At 54.3% G+C, this 21723-nt stretch carries 11 protein-coding genes; 2 read left to right on the forward strand and 9 right to left on the reverse strand.

Going from position 1 to position 21723, the window contains the following annotated elements; all coding sequences use genetic code 11:
- Positions 1 to 492 precede the first annotated feature (492 nt).
- Positions 493 to 840 (forward strand): four helix bundle protein, encoded by a 348-nt coding sequence (locus KF752_08690; protein MBX3421618.1) that lies wholly within the window; start codon positions 493 to 495, stop codon positions 838 to 840.
- Positions 841 to 1048: 208 nt separating this feature from the next.
- Here the strand turns inward: KF752_08690 and KF752_08695 are convergent, their stop codons facing one another.
- Positions 1049 to 2464 carry a DUF3999 family protein gene (locus KF752_08695; protein ID MBX3421619.1) on the reverse strand — a complete coding sequence of 472 codons (1416 nt, stop codon included), beginning with the start codon at positions 2462 to 2464 and terminating at the stop codon, positions 1049 to 1051.
- A gap of 22 nt (positions 2465 to 2486) precedes the next feature.
- Entirely contained in the window at positions 2487 to 4532 is a 2046-nt protein-coding gene (locus KF752_08700) for a DUF2339 domain-containing protein (protein MBX3421620.1), read from the reverse strand.
- A gap of 781 nt (positions 4533 to 5313) precedes the next feature.
- Between KF752_08700 and KF752_08705 the strand changes: the two genes are divergently transcribed.
- Positions 5314 to 8238 carry a c-type cytochrome gene (locus KF752_08705; protein ID MBX3421621.1) on the forward strand — a complete coding sequence of 975 codons (2925 nt, stop codon included), beginning with the start codon at positions 5314 to 5316 and terminating at the stop codon, positions 8236 to 8238.
- Positions 8239 to 8512: 274 nt separating this feature from the next.
- Here the strand turns inward: KF752_08705 and KF752_08710 are convergent, their stop codons facing one another.
- From KF752_08710 to KF752_08740, 7 genes are all read right to left on the reverse strand, one after another.
- Positions 8513 to 9991, reverse strand: coding sequence for a DUF1501 domain-containing protein (locus tag KF752_08710; GenBank protein MBX3421622.1), 1479 nt, complete (start codon positions 9989 to 9991; stop codon positions 8513 to 8515).
- Between the two features lie 47 nt (positions 9992 to 10038).
- A complete protein-coding gene (locus KF752_08715; protein MBX3421623.1) occupies positions 10039 to 12447 on the reverse strand; it encodes a PSD1 domain-containing protein in 2409 nt (802 codons plus the stop codon).
- Positions 12448 to 12702: 255 nt separating this feature from the next.
- Complete coding sequence (locus tag KF752_08720; GenBank protein ID MBX3421624.1) at positions 12703 to 14199, reverse strand: bifunctional folylpolyglutamate synthase/dihydrofolate synthase; 1497 nt, start codon at positions 14197 to 14199, stop codon at positions 12703 to 12705.
- An 87-nt stretch (positions 14200 to 14286) separates the two neighbouring features.
- A complete protein-coding gene (locus KF752_08725) occupies positions 14287 to 15294 on the reverse strand; it encodes a MoxR family ATPase (protein ID MBX3421625.1) in 1008 nt (335 codons plus the stop codon).
- A gap of 67 nt (positions 15295 to 15361) precedes the next feature.
- Positions 15362 to 18427 carry a VWA domain-containing protein gene (locus KF752_08730; GenBank protein ID MBX3421626.1) on the reverse strand — a complete coding sequence of 1022 codons (3066 nt, stop codon included), beginning with the start codon at positions 18425 to 18427 and terminating at the stop codon, positions 15362 to 15364.
- Between the two features lie 271 nt (positions 18428 to 18698).
- Positions 18699 to 20921: a tetratricopeptide repeat protein gene (locus KF752_08735; protein MBX3421627.1), complete on the reverse strand. Its 2223-nt coding sequence runs from the start codon at positions 20919 to 20921 to the stop codon at positions 18699 to 18701.
- A complete protein-coding gene (locus KF752_08740) occupies positions 20918 to 21688 on the reverse strand; it encodes an SDR family oxidoreductase (protein ID MBX3421628.1) in 771 nt (256 codons plus the stop codon). The genes KF752_08735 and KF752_08740 overlap by 4 nt, the downstream gene beginning before the upstream one ends.
- Positions 21689 to 21723: the final 35 nt, after the last annotated feature.

Here is a 21723-nt window from a genome sequence, read left to right on the forward strand (position 1 = left end):
AGGCCGCTTGGCAGGTCTCCCCCGATAAGAACATAAGTTTTCGCTGCACAGGCTCACCCTTTACCTGATCAATCGACTGGGAACGGCTTGGTGATGTTTGGCTCACTCGCCCGACCAATCCGGCCTCGTAGGATGTTTCTGTTCGTAGCCTCGCAGGTTTGGCTCCAGCTTCCTTCCCACACCGGGTCGCACCGACGCAGTTGCTTTCGCCTAGTGCTTTGCCAATCGGAGCTTTCATTCGCTATACTGATCTCCTTGAGACTCCCAGTCTCGCACAGGGGACTGATCCAATATGCATTCCACCCCATAAACTTATGCCCATGACGGGCGTATCAAAAAGTTGGACCGGAGCCGCGATTAGGTCCTGCGGTGTGGTGAGGTTGACTCGTCGCGGCCCGGTCGACATTGTCGTTCTTCAGAAAAGTCGTACTCGTACTCAGTGCAACGGTACTCGTACTCAGTGCAACGGTACTCGTACTCGAAAGGAACGTGATGGCAGAGCCGACGTTCAATCATGAACGACTGGACGTTTATCGACTGTCGATCGCGTATGTGGCATTCTCGTATCAAATCGGTAAATTGCTCGGCGGGACGAATCGTCAAGCTCGTGATCAACGGCTGCGTGCGGTGCAGTCTATTCCACTGAATATTGACGAAGGCCACGGGAAACAAGGTCTCAAGTACAAGTACCGATGCCTTGAAATCGCTCGCGGGTCGGCTCTGGAATGTGCCGCGATGCATGATGTCCTGCGGGTTTGTGTTGCACTTGACGATGAATCGAATTGTCGAGGAAAATCCAACTTGAAACGAATCGTATTATTGCTCACCCGGTTGATCTAACCAACGGAGACCGTTCGATTCGAGGAGTGGGCCGGCACCGAAGAACGAAACCCTGGACTGGCGGCTCGCGAAGCATTAGTTCGAATATCAAGCCGTGACGTTGCTGCACTTCAGCTTCCACAGCCCTTTACTGACGAGCGCGACGGCCAACCGAACGTTCAACGATTGCCAACCGAAGATAACGCCAAGTACTGTATTCGCATTGGCTTTAAGCCAAACGAGCCATCGTAACCTGTGACAGATTCCAGACTACGGCTCCCAACACTAGGCAAACAGTTCCCAAGGTCAGATAGATAAACCACGGATAACGCTCCGTAAACGGCTGCGGTGGAGCAAGGTAGTCGGGGTTTGGTTCCAGCGGTCCCAGGACTGCTCGAATTGGCGTGGTCGGTAAGACTGGTGCAAGATTGCGGGCAAAATCGTAGTTCGGGCTCTCGGCATCCGGGTTGCCAAAGCGTAGCTTCAATGGAAACATTGTAGGATGCGGGCGCTGAAACACGATCTGTCGCGCGGAAATGATCCCCTTGGCGCCGGTTATGTTCAGTGGCTTGTTGCGATAGTCGGCTACGGTCAGACGTAGACGCCGAGTTTGCACTTCGCTGAAGGTCATTTCCAGGTCGGCTAGTGCATCTGTCTTTTGCCGTTGCCAAGTTCCACCTTGGCTGGGATACACCCAATCAAAACTGGGCTGACCGAGCATATTGGGCGTCTCGGCTTCCAGGCTGACATCACGAACAAACTCTCGATCCTCAATCGAGATCTGTAGACCTTCGACAGGTATCACGGAGCCAAAGTCGATTATCCAGCGTGAACCTGTGGATCCGTATTGTCGAGTCGGCTCACGAGAACCGAGCGACGCAACGGTGACAACTCGAACGGCAGGAATTTCCAGTTGCTGCGAAACTCGAAGCGAGTCGATTTCGAAACGATCTGTCCCGGTCCCCGACGTAGTCAGTTGTGGATCTGGTGCTACTTGAACTCTCAGGAACCGGTGCCGACTGTCTTGGTACCGTAGCGTACTTCGAGTAAGCGTGTGATTTTCGTCCGACAGCTTCAAGATAAATCCTTGCACTAGCCTTTTCCAGTCTTGGCCGTCATCACTACCCTCCACCACGACCACCCGGCGAAATTCCTTACCCGACGCTTCGATCACCACTTGATTATGTGTAATCGCGTTGCCCGTAAACTCAAGCGTAACCTCCTGATCGCCGCTATCGGATTGCGCTCGATTGAATGTTGTTGAAGTAAGGTCATTGATCACGGTTTTGGCTGACAAGGTCCTGACAGCAAAGGGGATAGGGCTACCATTGGTTGCCTCCAGTCGTAGGTCCGACAAATCGTGGCGTGCATGGCCAAGAACTTCTGCAGGAACAAATAGATCAACTAAGTCGGTAGCTATGGTCAAGTCGGTGGGCGCGGCTACGTCTTGGTCTGGTAGCGAAAGAGTCGCTTGATACTGCCAATCGGCAGGATTTTCTTGTGGCAACTCCACAGTTTGTTGCACGTTTACCTGTTGGTCAGCATCTGAAGCTGGGACATCTCCTTGGGACAAGACGGGACGCGCCGGCACAAAGCAGACAAGGGCCATCGTGAACTTCACGAGAGACAGTCTTAACGGAAACATATTACAACCTCTTCCAGGACGCCTATTGTTTGAAACGCTGATATCCGCGTGCCACAAGCCCCAATACGACGGCCAGAATAAAGAACGCTACAATCCGATAAATTTGTTGCACGTTGGCCATGTCAACGACGAACAGCTTCAACACTGTTAGGCCGTATAGGGCCATCGCAAACCAGCGTAAGCGCGAGCGGTTGAGGTAGAATCCCAGCAGCAGCAAGGCAGAAGCGAATATTACCCAAAAGACGGTCAACGCCAACTGAGCCCGCCACCTCCAAAGATCAAGGTTACCACTCTCAAATGAGCGAGAGACAAAATAGCCATGACAATCCAGCGACAATACTAGCCAAACCAGGGTAATTCCACACAGTCCGGTGATGCCGATCCCCCAGTGCTCGATCGACGAGAGCCTAGGCAGGTAACTGTCGGCCTTCCAGACAGCTGTCAGAAGCAGTCCGGCCACTGCCAGTGACGGCAGCGCTTCACGATTAAAGATGGGAATAAACGGATTGCGAACATAGACTGCCAAATCAAAACCGATCAACCGCACCAAGGCCAATCCAGCCAGGGCGGTAGCCATGATTTTGAGTAATGACGAGGAGGTTCGAAGCCCAAACAGCCACAGTGCCACCGCCATCATTGTCCACCCCAGGGCAATCCAGCGCGCGTCCGCTTGCACGGGAATGGTCCAAGCAATGAATCCAATTGAAATTGCCAGCGCTGTCATCACCAATCGGTGATCGGTTGGCCTCCACGCCAGCACTAGGCGTGCCACCAAGGCATAAATGGTGGCAAAGATTAATGCAATGGTTCCGATCCACAGGCTCCAGTCCTCCAGAGTCAAATTCCGTATGGCCGCAAAGCCAAGCACAGCGTTGACTACCAATCGAACCAGCTCTTCGTAATCCGCCGAGCGTTCGACATATCGAGCAATTATCAGACTGTAGGCAAGATACATCGTGAATAGTAGCAACTGGAAACCTAGCGCCCAGGCGAGTTTCTCAGGATGGTAATTCCCCGCATACCAAGCCATGTAAATGAGATGCGTTCCCACAAAAGCCACTGACGCGACGGCCCTCCAGCGCTGCATAATCGAGGCGGCGAGGACTCCAAGATTCAGTGTTAACAAATACAGGAACAGCGATGAATAAAGGTCGCGATCCGAATGCATTAGCAGAGGTGTTGCTAGACCACCCACAACAGCGATCAGGCCAATCAGTGCTGACCGGCAAAAAACAGCCGCCAACATCGATTCGATAACCAAGATGACTAAGAATATTCCAGCGTGCTGTTGCGAAAGTAACTGATAAAGACCAAACGCAGAATAGGTCGCCAGGTAGATGACCACGATACCGGTGGACAACAGCATGGACGCAAATCGTCGCCACTCGGCCAACCAATAACGACAACCAAAAACGACTAGACCCGCACCGAACAGCTCGCCAATGGCCACTCTACCAGCCGGACCAATCCAATTATTCTGATAGGAGTATCGTAGAAAAAATGTAGCCGAGAATAGAAACAGAACAGCCGCCACCCAGCCAAATGCCTTCTGGCCAATGAAAGTCTCCCAGCCCACCGGGGTTGAACGGTCGTGCGCTGCATCGCTAGTGAATTGAGGTAGAGGTGTGACAGAGTCAGAGGGGCGCTCAGAATCAGGCCGCCAGCTCTGTGGAGCCACCGGAGGTGGCGCTGGTGCCAATTCTGCGGTCACCAACGCGCTGTCGGTTTCATCTGACTGACTTCCTACGGATGCTGCCTGCGAGATACCGACCGAATGGCTCCCCGCTACGATGTTGGTATCCGAGCCTGTTCCGGAATCCGCGCCGTGGCTGTGGGGGAGTGGTGGCTGCGATTGGCTGACAGTCTCTGGGCTTACTAATGACTGTGCAGAGGCCTGGTCACGGGCCAGTTCACTGAGTCGACGTTCGATGTGATCCAGTCGACTGGTTATATCGCTTAATTTACGAGTCCTTGCAAATGCAATAATAGACATTGTGATCGTAGCCACCGGCAGAATTAAAATCGCACCGGCCACCAGCACAATAATCAGAACATCTTCAACTCTCATCAGAGACTATCCATGGATCGATCCAGCCACAAGAATACGCGGCTACAGAACCGCCAGTCATCTCTTCGATTGGCTGGGAACGAGTATAGCAGATGACGGTCATTTATTGGAGATGGTAGCGCCCATGGACTCCTCGGTTTAGAATGCTCGGCCTCATGAATGGCTACTAAGCCACGGTTCAGATCCAGGTGTCAGGCAGTTAGGGAATTGGCAATTCCAGGGGTGAATGCCAATTGTGACGGTGGTAGACGTTTGGACAGAGCAGCTAACAGAACTTATAGTGGTACAAGTCGATGGTGGACATGTCTCTGCCGACCGAGCAGGAGCCACTCACGGCCACCAGCGTCACCAAAGAGCAGAGCGTGGCCCGTTTGGGCAAACTGCGAATATGGACGTGATCCAACCCATTCGCGAGTGCATTGCCCCTGATTGTTCAACCTAGTTTTGGGGCCAGCTCCAAATGGCTAAACGCCAACAGGTGCTGGGTAGCCAATCGATGGACGATAAGTCGGCAAAATTTGAAAAAAGTAGGGTCTTAAATCATTCTGCAGCCAACCATGTTTCGTGATTTCAATAAAACGAGTCCGCATGTGCAGTAGCGTCCATATACGATATTCGCTCGAATTCTCTAAAGCCTAAACTAAGGACTTGATGCGTGCTGCCAATTTGTCGCTACTTGCTGCGCCTTACTCTGCTGGTTGTCACTTTTGCGGGGACTCCGCTACTTGCAGATAACCAGTTTCCTGCCCTGATAAACTCTGAGAAGTCAACCGACAGTCCAATGGCACCGGAACAGGTCGTCACAACGACAAAGCTGCCACCGGGTTTTGAGCTTTCAGTGTTTGCGGCTGAACCCGACGTTCAAAATCCTATCGCCATCACTACCGATGAGCGTGGAAGGTTGTGGGTAGCGGAGAATTACAGTTGGTCAGGAGCTGCTGTAGGCGGGTTTGACGACCAGCAGCGTGATCGAATTGTCATTTTGGAAGACATCAATGGCGATGGGAGGCATGACAAGAGAACGGTCTTTTGGGATGACGCGCGCAAGCTGACCAGTATCGAAGTCGGCAACGGTGGAGTCTGGGCGATCAGTCTTCCGTACCTCTTGTTCCTGCCCGATGAAAATCGAGATGATATCATGGATGGTCCACCGCGAATCAAATTAGATGGCATCGATGACGACGCGGTGGGGCATACACCAGCCAACGGATTGAAGTGGGGTAGTGACGGTTGGCTGTATGCTCGACACGGCATTCAAGCCACGAGCAATATAGGTAGGCCAGGTGCCGGAGATTCCCAGCGTATTAGAATTAATACTGGCGTATGGCGATATCATCCCGCCTCGGAGCGCATTGAAACGGTCATGCATGGAATGACCAACTCGTGGGGATTCGATTTCGATCAATATGGCCACATGTTTGTGATCAACACCGTCATAGGGCATTTGTGGCATGTGGTTCCTGGCGCACACGTGCAGAGAATGTACGGAGTCGATTTGAACCCCCATGCCTATCAGCTGATTGAACAGACCGCCGACCATGTTCACTGGGACACCGGCGAAGTTTGGCACGCAGTGCAAAAGGGACTGTCCGATGCGACAAGTGAAGCTGGCGGTGGGCATGCGCATATTGGCTTAATGATCTACCAGGGAGACAACTGGCCAAGCGAATATCGCCACCGATTATTCACCCTGAATCTGCATGGCTCCAGAATGAATAGCAACTCGGTGGAGCGGCAGTCAGCTGGCTATGTTGGCAAACGAGCTCCAGACATTTGCTTTTGGCAAGATGCATGGTTTCGAGGCATGGACCTGATCACTGGTCCTGATGGTGGCGTCTTCATTGCCGATTGGAGTGATACGGGCGAGTGCCATGATCATGACGGAGTTCATCGCACCAGTGGTCGCATCTACAAACTTACCTACGGGCGCCCCCGGCCAATTGTTTCGCTCAATTTATCAAGCAAATCGGATAGACAGTTGTTGGAGCTGCAATCCCACGCCAACGCCTGGTGGGCAAGAACTGCTAGAAGGCTTCTGAGCGAACGATACAGCTCTGGAAAATCGCAGTTGGAAATCACAGCGGTGCGCGCACAAATCGATGGTGCGATGAACCAATCAACGGATTTGGCTACCAAGATTCGTTTGCTGGAAACCTGCTACGGAGTCGGTGCCGCAGATGAGTCCTGGCTGACTTCATTTATTGCGAGCGAACACGAGCAACTGCGAGTTGCCGCACTGAGATTGCTAGTTGATCAACAAACGCCCAGTCAATGCACGCTTACTCATCAGGCCAAGTCGCTTCTGGTCAAAATGGCCCACCATGATCGCTCAGGGTTAGTGCAGCTCTATTTGGCTTCGGCACTGCAACGATTACCGGCCAATTTGTGTTGGCAGATTGCCAAACCTCTAGCTTCGCGCTCAGAGTTCGCTGCAGATCGAATGTTTCCGTCGATGCTGTGGTTCGGTGTGGAACCGATCATGCTGGCACAACCGGCTGAGGCAATTGAATTAGCCAGGCAATCCCAGATCCCACTGCTGACTGAGAATATTGCGCGGCGATTGACACTGGAAATTGACTCGCGGCCAGAACTGCTAGCTGGTCTATTGTCAGCCGCGCAAGAAAAGTCTTTTAGTGCGCGACCGTCGGTGCTACATGGCATGGCCAAGGCGCTCAACGGCTGGCACAAGGCTACTCCGCCAGCCAATTGGGCTGCGTTTGAAAAACACTTCGTCCAAGCGGATTCGAACGAACTTCAGCGTGATCTGCAAGCGTTGCGGCTGGTTTTCGGCGATGGTCGAGCTTTAGAAGAATTGACTCGAATCGTGGAAGATGGCCATGTGGAGGCCGAGGTTCGGCGGCAAGCATTGCGATCACTGCTCAACAGTCGCCCACCCGAGTTTGCTACGACTCTAATACGATTGCTTGGAGACCGAGCCTTGGTAGGTGAGGCGATTCGAGGATTAGCGCTGTACGATCATCCGGGCACATCGAAAGAATTGTTAGGGCGACTCAGGGGGTTGACACCCGCCGAGCGAGCGGAAGTGATTCATACACTGGCTTCGCGACCTACAACTGCGAAGGAGTTGTTGCAAGCAGTGCGCAATCAGACGATTGCAGTCCATGAAATCTCTGCCTTTCACGCTCGACAGATACGATCGTTTGATGATGACACGATTACTCAAGAGTTGATCGAGCTGTGGGGAGATGTTCGCAATACTGCAGAAGACAAGAAACAGCAGATTGAAGACCTTAAGTCGATGTTGACTAGCGAAGTCCTGGCCAGCAGTGATCTTTCAGCTGGTCGCGCGCTGTTTCAGAAATCCTGCGCCAGTTGTCATGTGTTGTACGGCGTGGGAGTTAAGATCGGACCAGATTTGACCGGCTCTCACCGCAGAAATCTCGACTACTTGCTTGAGAATATCGTTGATCCCAGTGCGAGTGTCGGCGCAGGCTTTCGCATGGTTATTGCCCTGACGGAGGATGGACGGGTTATCAACGGAGTGATTGTGGCCTCCACCGAACGCACGCTAACGTTGCAGACAGCTAACGAAGCGGTGACTCTGGATCGACAGAACGTTGAATCGCTGACACCATCCAATACATCTCTGATGCCCGATGGGATTTTGCAAGACTATTCGCCTGACCAGATTCGAGACCTGATCGGCTATTTGATGTCGACCAACCAAGTCTCGATGCCGGAATAGCACGGATTGACCTAACTACTTTCAGATTCCAACAGCAACTCACGAGATTCTCAGACAGCGCTGCACTTCATTGTCTACTTGAGTAGTAAATAAATTCCGAGCCACATCATCCGTGAATGGCGTCTCGGCTGTGCTACAGGGATTGGCGTTAGCCCAGCTCTTTCTGGTCGAGCTCAGGGCAGCAGAATTGCTCTACCGCAATCCGCCCCAAGAGGCTCCAGGTGGCGGTGGTGCCCTGGATAGAATTATGGGACACATTTACCACAGAAGTGCGCTAGAGCAAATCAAGAATCACCTGACCATGTACGTCGGTCAGTCGGCGATCGACGCCGTTGTGCCGCACGGTCAGCTGTCGATGGTCGATGCCCATAAGTTGCAGGATCGTCGCATGGACATCGTAAACTTGAGTCGGTCGATCGCGCTGAAGTGGTTTGTAGCCCCACTGATCGCTGGGGCCGTACGAGATGCCGCCTTGGACACCACCGCCGCACAGCCAGTTTGTGAATGCAAATGGATTGTGATCGCGTCCGTCGCCTCCTTGGCTGGACGGCAGGCGACCAAACTCGGTAGTCCAAAACACGATCGTATCTTCCAGCATCCCGCGCTGTTTCAAATCTTTGATCAGCGCGGCCGCTCCGCGGGCCATTCCTCGCGCCAGCGGTTCGTGATCGCGAGCGACGTTTTCGTGAGAGTCCCAATTGCGTCGAGGAAATCCATTGTCATTGCCAGACCAAACCTGAACGAATCGCACTCCGCGTTCAAGCAGTCGTCGCGCAACTAGGCATTTGCGACCGAAGTGATCGGTTTCCTCTGGAGCATTAATTTCAGTAGGCCATGTCGTCCCTGGTGGCTGAATTCCGTATAAGTCCATGATGTACTTCGGTTCATGGGTTAGCTCGAGCGCTTCAGGTGCTGCCAACTGCATTCTGGCAGCGAGTTCATAGTTGCGAATACGGGCTTCCAGTCGAGTGTCGAGCGGATGCTGACGGGCAAGGTCTCGATTAAGCTTTGAAAGCAATGCTTGCGTGGCTTGCTCGCTGGCGTGATTGAGAAAGTCGTAAGTTGGGTTAGGCCACAGCGCTTCGATTGGCGGGTTGCGATTGGGGTAGATGCACGTGCCAGAGTGCTGGCCCGGCAGGAATGCAGCATCCCAGTTTTTGACGCCATTGGATGCTAGTCCTCGGTGATCTGGCAGTACGACGAAGGCGGGCAAGTTCTGGCTTTCACTGCCAAGACCATAACTCACCCAGCAGCCCATGCCTGGAAATCCCGGCAGGCTAAAGCCGGTCGATTGCAATAGCGTGGCCGTACTATGCACACCAGAGCGTCCAACCATATTGTGGATGAAAGCCATGTCATCGACACAGTCACCTAGATCGGCAACCACGTCGCTGAGCTGTTTGCCGCATTGACCGTAGGGTTTAAATGGCCAGATCGGCTTCTTCCATGGGCCCAGTCCGTCCTGAAAGGCCTCGATGGGCTCACCGTAATCGGCGGGTTGTCCGTGGCGGCGGATCAATTCGGGCTTGAAATCGAATAGGTCAATATGGCTGGCGGCACCCGCCATAAATAACTGAACGACTCGCCTCGCCTTGGGAGGAAACTGTAGTCTTGATGTCTTGTTCGCATCGTCCGACCCTGTCGCCCTGGGGTCGGGAGAGGCGGAACGTCCTTCCTCTCCAAGCAGGGCAGCCAGTGCGCATATTCCAAATCCATCGCCCACTTGCGACAGGAGCTGGCGGCGATTGGGCATCAAGGGGGACATCGGACTTAGACCAAGTTGGACGCGTTACAGGAAAATCAATCCACGAAGACAAATTCGCTAAGGTTAAATAGCACTCGGCACAAGTGCTCCATCCCATACTCATTGGCAAAGTCGGTCAATTGCCTCAATTCTTCAACGTCTGGCGGACGACCAAGTGCCTCCAGGAATCCGCGTTCAACTACGGAAGAGGTTTTATCACCGGCTGGGGAGTGGGATTGACTTAACTTCTGAGAAAACTGTTGGCTCATTGCCAATACCAGTGCACTGTTGAGCAACGATAGCGCCTGCGCAGGCGATTGGCTAGCGTTGCGAACGGCTACTTGCTGGGAGGGATCGGCGCAGTCCAACGCAGTAGTAAATGGTTCCAATTGCGAGCGAACGGTGAAGCGGTAAATCGTGCGGCGATGCGTGGCAGGATCCATGACATCCAGCAAGTCGTAACGGTAGTGCGGTGAGTGCTCTGGTTTTTCTAACACGAATTCCCTAAACCCGGGGCCGCCAGAGGTAAAATCTAAATGGTCGCTGACCGACAAAATGCTATCCCGAACCGCCTCTGCTTCCAATTGCCGTCGGTTAGCACGCCACAAGAGCCGATTGTTAGCGTCAACCTGCTGGGCTCGCACGACCTGAGGCAGTTGATGCTCTGGAGACGAAGATTGTTTGTATGCGCGGCTAGTCACAATCAGTCGATGCAGCCATTTGAGTGATTGATTTCCATCGCGAAATTCGATGGCCAGCCAATCCAGCAGTTCGGGATGACTTGGCAAGCCACCCATGCTTCCGAAATCATTTGGTGTATCGACCAAGCCCTGTCCGAAGTGATACTGCCAGACTCGATTGACCACGCTTCGCCAAGTAAGCGAACAGTTCGGGTCGGTCACCCAGCCAGCCAACGCAGCTCGTCGCTGACCTTCGGAATGATCCGGTGCCAAAGATAGCTCGCCGCTGAGACCGTGGATTAGCGATAGAGCTGCGGGCTGGACAGCGTCGCCGCGTTTGGTCACGTCGCCGCGATGTAGCAGGTAAATTGTTCTCGGACGTCCAGCCGAGGCTCCCGTGCCGGCGAAACTGCCCGAGCCATAATGCACAGTACCAGCATAGACCAACTTGGGAGCCGGCAGTTTGGCAATTCTCGCGTTGATCGAATTCAGATTCCGTTGGGCCTGTTTCAAATCAGCTTGACTCGAACTGTCACTGTCCGAGGTCCCGTCAGGCGGCGGAGATTCCTTGAGGGCTGCAATTTGTTGTAGCAACGCCTGTTGTTGTTCGATCAGTTGTTGTCGCTGGCGAGTCAACTCAGGGTCGTCGTAGTAGGCTTTGTCGGCGCGATCCAGGGCGGCCACCACAGATTGCAATTGATAGTATTCATGTTGTGAAATGGGATCGAATTTGTGGTCGTGGCATTGAGCGCAGCCGACGGTCAGACTGATGAACGACTGCATGACGGTTCGTACCATATCATCGCGATCGAGATGTCGGGCGATTTGGCCATCAATCTTGGACTCGGGCACTTCTGCATGGCCCACCAAGTCCCATGGTCCGGCCGCCAAAAAGCCGAGCGCATCAATCGCCTGCATATTGTCAGGATCAATCACGTCTGCCGCTAGTTGTTCACAAACAAACTGGCTCCACGGCGTATCGTCATTGAGTGCACGGATTACGTAATCGCGATAGGGCCAGGCGTTGGGACGAGGTTGGTCTTTGTCATAGCCGTGAGTATCCGCATAATGTACGACATCTAACCAATGACGCGCCCACCGTTCCCCGTAGCGCGGCGAGAGCAATAATTCATCTACCAATTTCTCGTAGGCCAGCGGATCGACATCATACACAAACGCGTCGATTTGTTCGGGTGAGGGAGGTAATCCAACCAAATCGAAATACAGCCGGCGAGCCAGCGTGCGACGCTCGGCGGGTGGAGAAAAACCTAGACCGGCACTTCGCAGTTTCTCAAGCAAGTACAAGTCGATAGGATTCTCGGCATGAGTTTCGGCTATTGCCGTTGCAGGTACAGGAGGCATGGAGCGTTCCAGAGGCAGCAGAGACCACCACTGCGAATCTACTGTTCGTGGTGGCGAAAGCTGAAGTGAGTCTGGCCAGTGTGTATCGGATTTAAGCCACGCCACCAATGTAGCCAAATCGTTAGCTGGCAGCGGTGGCGATTCCTTAGGCATGGCGGGGGGACCATTGTCAGAGACGACCATCGATAACATTTCCAACGCACGCTCGCGTAGAGTGGCTGGTCCTGAACTGCTGTCGCCGCCAACTAACCAATCCTCTTCGCTGGCCAGTGACAGACCGCCGGCCCGATCGAGTGAGTTATGACATCGTAGACAATGTTGTTCAATCACTTCCAGCGGCTTGGGAAGCGGTTCGAGTGCCGATACATCCCAAGACAACAAAGTCGCAACGATCAGTGCGACGATTTCTGCCCGGCATGGCATCCGTGCAAGACGGAGGCCGTTCGACGCCTTCGGCATCGAAAGGCATTGGAGGAAAGCCGATTGTGGGATGCGTGCTGGAGGCAAGTGTAGAGTCCGTCGATACTGCAATGCGCTCTGCCCGATCCACCAAGTTCTATCTGACGATAGGTCCGCCCGGAGCACCATAGGCGAGAGTGCGTGACGCGACATGGGGCACATTGGAACCAAAGCTGCGATCAGCGTTACGCACTAAGTTTAGTATCGAATTTGCCCCATTCACATACCCTGGGGCTGGGAATGCAGCATATTGCATTCCGTGGAGTCGCCCTGCAGCGGCTGGGCCATCAATTCGGCAGCCAAGAAAAATGAGCCCATGGCGATGATGAGACCGTTCTGGCCAGCGGTCTGAAGAGCCCGTCGCCAGGCAGCACACGGATTATCGGCTTGTTCGATAGTCGGCCTGCGCTGGTCTTTGTTCACTGAATTGTTAGTGGCTTGATCGTAAAATTCAGCAGCGATCTGGCGCAATTGCTCGGGGGAGACAGCTCGAGGATTCTCCAAGAAACGCGTGCAAATCAAGCGTTGGCAATTGGGAAGTATCTGCCTCAACATATCGCGATAATCTTTGTCGCGACTGCATGCAAAAACAATGGTGCGAGGTTGATTGGGAAAGTGATCATCCAGTGCTTGAAGGGCAGCCGCTATGGAAACGGGATTATGAGCTGTGTCGATCAATCGCAGTGGACTCCGGCCGACAATCTGCAGGCGCGCTGGGGCATGTGAAGATGCAATTCCGCTTCGTAAGGCATCGAATTCGAAGTGATAGCCGGCGTCAGATAACATCCAGTCAAGTGCTGTGATTGCCCCGGCTAGGTTGTCGGCCTGATGCCGCCCCAGCATTCGTGTGCGCCACTTGGTATTTGCCAGTGGCGAGGATCGCCCCTCCGTCAATGTTCGATAAACGACCTCAGCCACAGGACCCGACGAATTTTCCATCGAGGTTGGGGGCATGAATGAAGTGGCTTGCCAGTGGACGCTAAAGTCGCGTTCGAGCAGCATCAACGGACTCTCATGCGCCGCCGCCACGCGTTCGATTATTTGTCGTGCATCGGGATGTCGGGCTGTTGAAATCACGGGAACGCGCGGCTTAATGATGCCTGCCTTCTCGCCAGCAATTTGAGATATGGTTTCTCCCAATTGTGTCTGGTGGTCTAAGCTAATGGACGTGATAACTGAAAGAATTGGCTGACAAACGTTGGTGCTGTCTAAGCGTCCACCCAAGCCGACTTCCAGCACCGTGCAATTGACTTGCTGTTGAGCAAAGTACAGCATTCCCATGGCCGTCGTCAGTTCGAAGAATGTCGGCCGCTCCCAGCCAGCATTTTCTAACTGGTGCGCCGCGTCGATCACCTGTCCGGTCAGCCCAACCAGCTCTTCAGGGCTACACTGATTACCGTTCACGCGAAACCGTTCCTCAAGCCTGACTAAATGCGGCGAAGTATACAGGCCGACGCGCCATCCCGCAGTTGACAGCGCGTCGTGTAGCAGCGTGGCCGTGGTTCCTTTGCCTTTGGTTCCCGCGATGTGAATGATCGGATATTGACGATCGGGGTGTCCCAGGCAGGCGAGCAATTCGCGCATACGATCCAGCCGATAGTGCTGACTTGTGTACGGCGCTGCATGGTTTTGCTTCTCGTAATTAATGCGCTCGTAAAGCATGCAAAGCGCAGCTGCGTAGTCTTGTGGAACGTGTCGGGCAGAACGATTGGTCATGACAACAGTGGGACAACGTGGTGGAGGATATCGGCTGCGGTGCTCAGGGATACCCGCGCGATTATACGAGGCAACTCGGAAGCCGGGTTATGACTCCGACTTTTCCGACACCTTGTCGAGGATTTCCAGTAGAATCTGATCCGCTTCGATGCCTTCGGCTTGGGCCTCGAAATTCAACAGCACGCGATGGCGCAGGCTGGGTAGAAACACACGGCGAATATCCTCGAAACTGACATTGAAGCGGCCGTCTAACAATGCGCGAACTTTTGCGGCCAAGGCCAGCGTTTGCGCGCCGCGCGGGCTACTACCCCAGCGAATATACTGGTTCGTAATCGGTTGAGCAAAATCGCCTTGGGGGTGCGTCGCCAAGATCAATCGTACAATGTAATCCTGTACGTGCGGTGCCAGGATTACCTCGCGCACTAACGCTTGCCAACGCTTGATCTCTGGACCATCCATGACTTTGTGTGTTTGAATCTTGGTTCCGCGCGTCGTGCGATCGACGATGGTGTTCAGCTGATCTCGCGAACTATAACCCACGACCAGCTTGAACAGAAAGCGGTCCAATTGGGCTTCAGGTAGCGGGTAGGTCCCTTCTTGTTCGATAGGATTCTGCGTCGCCAGTACGAAGAAAGGCTGCTCAAGTTCGTAGCGTACCCCGCCAACGGTAACAGTGCCCTCTTGCATCGTTTCCAACAGTGCAGACTGCGTCTTGGGTGTAGCGCGATTGATTTCGTCTGCCAGGCAAATCTGGGTAAAGATGGGACCGCGCTGGAATTGGAACGATTTGGCTCCGCGCTCGTTTTCGACGATCATGTTGGTGCCCAAAATGTCGGCGGGCATCAGGTCGGGAGTGAACTGCACACGATTGAATTGCAAGCTTAGGGCCTCGGCCAGGGTACGAATCAGCATCGTCTTGCCAAGTCCGGGCACGCCTTCCAGTAAGCAGTGTCCGCCTACAAACATGCTGGTCAACACACCGTGAACGATCTCGTCGTGGCCCACGATCGTCTTGCCAATCTCGTCACGCACCGCTTGATAGCGCTGTCGGAACTCCTGAGCCTGTTGCTGGACTTGCTGAGCCTCGTTGGTCATAGTTGATGTTTGACATTTAGGAGGGGGTGGAAAAGGCCATCAGAATAACACAGCGGCCACTTCGTGGTTACCGGGTGTCACCTGGATTCTTCTTTTGAGCGGCTTTCTTGGCCGCTAAAAGTCGTGATGTATAACCCTCTTGGGCGTCATCAGCCGACAAGCTATTGGCCTGCTGTTTTGCCGCCGCCGGGTTTAGGTCAGTTAAGGCAACTGTGGAATCCACAGCCGGTAAGCTATGAGCGGCAGCCTCAGAATTAGCCATTCCTTCGAAGCGCGCCGCAGAATGGTCTGCAGTTGTTGTGGCAGTTACCTCAGTCTTGCGTTCACGCAGCCGATCCAGGCGCAACTGCCGCTGAGCATCCTGCGGGCTTACGGTCTTGCCAAAGAATCGCGCATAAATCCATTTCAGAGCAAGCGCGTAGTCCACGGCCACACGTCTAACAAAGATATCGCCCAATAGACACACAACGCTCAGCAGTACACACCACGGCCAGATATCTTGCATACTCATGGCTTTCGCCAATCCGCCGCGATAAGCATCTAAGTCCAGCAGACTATCCACATTGGCTGCGTCCAGCGGGGCAGACAATTGACCGGGCTGCCCGCCCCTGGGAGTCAATCCTGAGAGTTGCTGCAGCAATGCCAGATTTGTCTGCCGAAGGCGATATTCGTCCGAGTAAGGCACTGTCGCGCCGGCGGTCAAGGGTGGATGACCCGCACCGGGAATGACGTTAATCAAATAGCTGCCGGCATTATCAGCTTCAAAGTTGCCTATGTAGCGCCCCGGTGCAGCTTGACGCATCGAGACAGAAATTGGTTTGAGATCTGGGCCAACTGCGACGGCTTGCATTTCAAGAAAGTTTAAGAACTGGTCCTGGCTATCCAACGCATTGACCACGACCTGTACGCGGCCGTCTCCGGTGTTGGTGGCGATGCTGAACTTGGCGTCGGTTTGCGTCGGGCGCATGGTCCAGCGCACCAGTTGTTGCCAGAATTGATCGTGACCGCCCCACTCAGCCCAGCCTGTCATCCACCGGCGCCCCATATCGCTGGTAACGACCGCCGACCGCCCAGAACCATAGGTCCATGTTGCCAACAGCGTCTGATTCTCAGTCTCCATCTCGGAGTCGCCAGTGGTCAGGATCTGCTCGACCAAGCCACTGTCCTTGACGGTCGTCAAGACATAGCCCTTGATGCGCGGCAACTGGCGTGGCAAACCAGTCAGCAGTTCATGCGGATAGGCGATTTGCGGCAGAACTCCGCCTTCAGGCTCCCGTATTAACGGTCGCGAGACTCGCATCGCCTCGCGCTGAAAGATTTTGGGAAGTGCCGCAGGATTGGCCGCTTGGTAATAGTTGCCACCCGTCTGATTGGCAATGTCCTGCAACGTCTGGTGACCGGCAGGACCATGCGCACCAACGGCAACTGTAGAGATTTTAATGCTTTCCTGGCTGAACTGTCCTACCAGTCCACGGGCGGGCGGAGCTGGATCGCCGTCGCTGATGATAATCATGTGCTTGATCGATGCAGGCGTGGTCGTCAGTGAGCTGAGAGCCATCTGCATCGAGGGTTGGAAATCGGGCATGTCCTCAGGCGAAACTCCGCGAATGCGCTTCAACATGCCATCGCGATTGGGGCCGACTCGCAACATACCGTGCTTGTCACCCCACAACCATACATTTCCCAACTGGCTGTATTGCAGGATCCCGCAATAGTCCATAGGACCTAAGACCTTCAGCGATTCTTCGGCAATTCGCTTCTGCCAGTAATTACCTCGAGCAATTTCGCTGGCGTGTAAAATAATTGCCAACGCGCCCACAGCCTCCACCTTGGTATTCTTAACCTGAAAATCGACAGGCATCGCCTTTTCGATAACGGTGTTTGTCCAGCCACCGGCTCCCAGTCCATCGGGTCCACCACTCATGATCAGGCCGCTACCAAACTGCTCGGTATTGGCAACTAGCATGTCGAGTTGTAGATCGCTGAAACTGGCAATATCTTCAGCCGCGTCTCCACTGCTGCGAGGGACTCCAGCCAGGATCACACAATCGTATGCTTGCAGTTCCGACAGCGACGTAAACAATTGATTGCTGGGCAGCACATCGACTTCAATCTCACCACGCCGCAATGCATCCACGACCAGAAGATTGTCGCCTGGGCTCCGCCAGTCTTCAATCAGCAGCACTCGCCCTCTACCCCGCACATAAGTAAACGATTCGATGCGATTATTCTGTTGCAAAGCATCGTCGTTGGGGTCGTCAGGAATAAACTCTGCGCGGTAGATGTATCCGGCAGGTTGCTGGACGGTGTCCGTGATTGGGAAGACGTTGATATCCTTATCCAACGTGACGGCATCGTCGACAATGACCTGTTCCGAGGCTCCTATACTTCTAGTTAGCCGCAGTCGGCCCTTAACCGGACGGTCGCCCGCTTGCTGATAACGCTGTATCACCACTCGAGTCTGAAACGGTTGACCTTGGCGGATAGTTTGTGGTAGGTCCACCTTTTCTAGCAGGACTTCGCTGCCAGCCAGCAGGTCGATAGGAATAATATCGATGCCAATGCCCGACTGGGCCATGGAACTGGCTACGGGTCCCGCTTGCCCGAGCGTCTCGATGCCGTCGGACAAGATCACAATTCGTTTGGCTGTATCCTCTGGAAATGCTGCTTGGGCCAGTTTAAGAGCCGCTTCCAGGTTGGTGGCATCGGTAGGGCCAAGGTAACTTTCCAGCCCTCGAACTGCCGGTAGGTCATCGTCAAACGGCGGGAATTCGATAGCCGCCTCTCTGCCAAACACGATTAGGCCGGAACGATCGCCGCGTTCCGCCTGGCGATGCCGCTTAACAGACTTGATCACCAAATCTAGCATCAACTCACGTTTGGCACGAGCAATGCTGTCGCTTTGATCCAGCAGGTAGATGACCGAGACTTTCTGACTGATGCGCACCCACTGGAGGCCTGCCAGAGCCAGAATCATCAGCAATATCACCGTGCTGCGCAGCAGCAACGCTGTCAGTCGCCGACCATTCCCCAAGCCGGCCAAGTGTCTAAAGCTCACCCACCACAACAGCGGCAGCGCGCCAAGCAGTAGTAGCATCCATGGGTGGTCAAAGGTGATCGAAATGTCTTGCATAGATTCATGCTTAGCCGCACAGAAGCCTACTGGCTGCACCGTGCACTCATAAGAGTTGACTGCGGCCATCCGGGCATTTGCAGAGTTATCATAGACGATTTGACCACGGAATAGCAACCGGCAGAGCACGTTTTGAGATTGAACCGTTTCGTTGGCGATCGTGAATTCGATCCCATGCTGGTAATCGAAGTCCAATCGGCGATTATCAGCACGCAGCGCTAGGCATGGGAGTATTGTTAGAGCTGTCGCATTAGGGATCACAGTTCCGGAGCTAACGCTCTGAAACAACCGCAGCATGTTCGCGATAGGGTTGTCCGGCCTGATAAAGATGCAAGCGCTCCTGAAAGCGACTGGCCAGCTCATCTTGACCCGACTCGCGGGCCAAACTGCTGCCACGCTGAGCGATTTGTACAGCTTGCTCAAACTGACCAGCCTGCGCGTAGGCTGCGGCAACCGTGTCCAGATACATCGGCTCGCCAGTGGACTCTAAGAGCTTAGCCCATTTGAGAGCTTCTTCTGTATTTCGAAGCTGCTGCTCCGGAGATGTGGCCAGCAACCATACAAGATTGTTGGCAGCGTTGGCCGAGGTGGGATCGACTTCCAGGGCGCGTCGAAAGGCTGCGATCGCTTGGTCAACCGCACCACTAGCCAAGAGTGCTGCACCCAAGTCGCTGTGAATCGTTTCCAGTTCTGGAGCGAGCTGAGAGGCCAAACGCAAACGCTGAAGGGCCTCAGCAATATCACCGCTTGCTAGAGCGTGTCGGCCTAATTGCCAATGCGCCCGTCCATGCTGGGGATTGTGACCTACGGCGATCTCATACTGATGTCGCGCAGCCTGTGGGTTGCCTTGCATGTCAAATACTCGACCGAGATTGTACTGCGGTCCAGCCACTGTCGGTTCCAGAAAGATGGCTTGGCGAAGCGCCGTTTCAGCCAGCTCTAAGTCGCCTTGATCGATCAGTTCTTTGCCATAGTTCGCATAGGCGATGGCATCGTCGCGATACTGTGGTAGCGGCCAATTGAGCGGCACGGCAATCAGCAGGGCTGCAATCAGCACCGCTGCCCAGCGTCGCGTCAGCCCCCCGTGTCGCACATCAGAAATAATCTGCGGCAGCGCAGCCACAGCGGCTCCAGCCAGAAGTAGCATGATCGGTACTAGCGGATATCGATAACGCGCAAAAACAAAGAAGATCGCTACGGACGCGGCCAGAATTCCTATGGAAACATACAAAACTCCCAATCGCCGCCAGTGGTGCCGCGTTATGTAGGCACCGACCACAGCCAATGGTACAAGCAAACCAAAGTTGAACCAAGATAACGCGCGTAGCAGCCGACTGTGACGCGCGTAGACTTCGATACCTTCGGAATCCACTAGCTCCTGACGGTGCATTATTAGATAGCTTTTCCATACCATCAATCGCAACCACTGAACTGGCTCACCGGTGATAAACTCCAGAGCACGATTGCGCCAGTAGTTGGAAACTTCGCGAGGAGTCAGGCTGCGGCCCTGTGCCTGCTGAGCCAGTCTCACCGCATCGGCGCGCTCGTGAATGGTGTGGCCTCTACCTTCAACTAAAGGTTGGTACAATCCCGTCGCGCCGGCATGATTGCCGATGAAAAAGTTGGGACCGAACTGTGAGGTGCTCAAAAGAAACTCGCCGCCCACGCGATAATTGCGCCAGCCCACGGGCAGCAGAACCAAGCTGCAGCCAAATGCCATGCCCGCCAGCCAGCCAGCTCGACGCTGCCAGGAAGCAGTTGAAAAGTAGATCCAGAGCCATCCGCCTACTATGGGTAGCAGCAATCGAGCATTTTCACGGTTGAGTGCCAACAGCCCCAGCGCAACTCCGAGCGCAATCGTCCAAGGCCAGTGCGGCTTTCGCAACATCTGTCCCATAATCGCTAGCGCAGCAGTCAAGAAAAATAGGTCAAGAGAGGACTTCTGCACCAGAGAGTCAAAAAAGATTGCTGGAGCATAGACCGCTAGCATCCAACCTGCGGCCAAGCCCGCTCGGCGGCCGATAAAGCTGTGGCCGGCGACTGCCAGCAAGCCACAAGCCGCTGCGCCCAGAAAAGCTTGCAGCCAGCGGACGTGCATCGGATTATAACCGGTCAAACTATAAACTGCGGCCATCGCGTATGGATAAAGCGGCGACTGATAAAAGACTTCAGACCCCATCCAGTTGCCCGCTGCAATGTCCTGCGCCCAGTTGTCATAGACGCGACTGTCGGTAATCAGCGTGGCAAACGGCAACTCGTTTCGCAGTTCAAAAAAATGAATTCCGCGCAGCAGCAACGCAACCAGCATAATCGCCGCGTAGTGCCACAAGTCATGCCGCTGGAAGCTGCGGTCAGCGACAGAAGGCGGAAGACTGGCAGCCGCTGGCTGGGCTGCAGCCGGGTTTCGAGAGCTGTTCTGCCGGGAGGATCTGGTTGGTGGCGGAGACTGCTTGCGTTTGGCAAGTAGCGGTGCCGTCAGTAACGTGAGCATCATCGGCTGGTGGTCCAATTGGCAGGCGGATCGGGTTGCTGCCAAGCGCTCATGCCACCATCGACTAACAATGTCTGTCCGTGAATGTGCTCGGCTTCGTCGCTGACCAGAAACAGAGCAGCACCGGCACACACTTCGGGTCCGGGCACTTGACCATTGGGGGTGTGTAACTGCATCCAGCCAAGTGCGTTGCCTTGCAAAGCTGTCGCCGTCAAGGGTGTCATAATCAGACCCGGTGCCATAGCGTTGACCCGAATGCGGTGCCCGGCCAGCGCGACACATAACGTGCGGACCATCATTTGGACTGCGCCTTTGCTGATGTCGTAGGCGGTATGCGACGTTTCGGCCAACTGTCCATTGATCGACCCGGTAAACAGAACGCGGCCAGCGGTTCCCTGAGCAATCCAGCGCCGAGCCATGGCTTGAGTTAAAAAATAGCCAGCTTCCACGTTCAGTGCTTGAGTATACCGATAGGTCTGCCAATCCATATCCAAAAACGATACGTCGCGACAGGTACCAGCGTTGTTGATCAGTATGGTTGGTGCGCTGTGCAGCTCGTCCAACTGCTGCAACAGCATAGCCGCCACGCCGGGCGCCGGTTGGGATAAATCGCCAGCGACACAGTGAGCTTGTACTTGGTGCTGTCTGCAGGCTTGTAAAGTTTGGTCTGCTACAGTGTCATGTTTCAACCCATGTAGAACCAGGTGACAACCGGCCTGGGCCAGACGCAGCGCGATGGCGGCCCCAATTCCTTGTGTGCCGCCAGTAATCAGCGCCGTGTGACCATCCAGTCTCATGAGATTCC

The organism is Pirellulaceae bacterium, from assembly GCA_019636385.1.
GTDB lineage: Bacteria > Planctomycetota > Planctomycetia > Pirellulales > Pirellulaceae > Aureliella.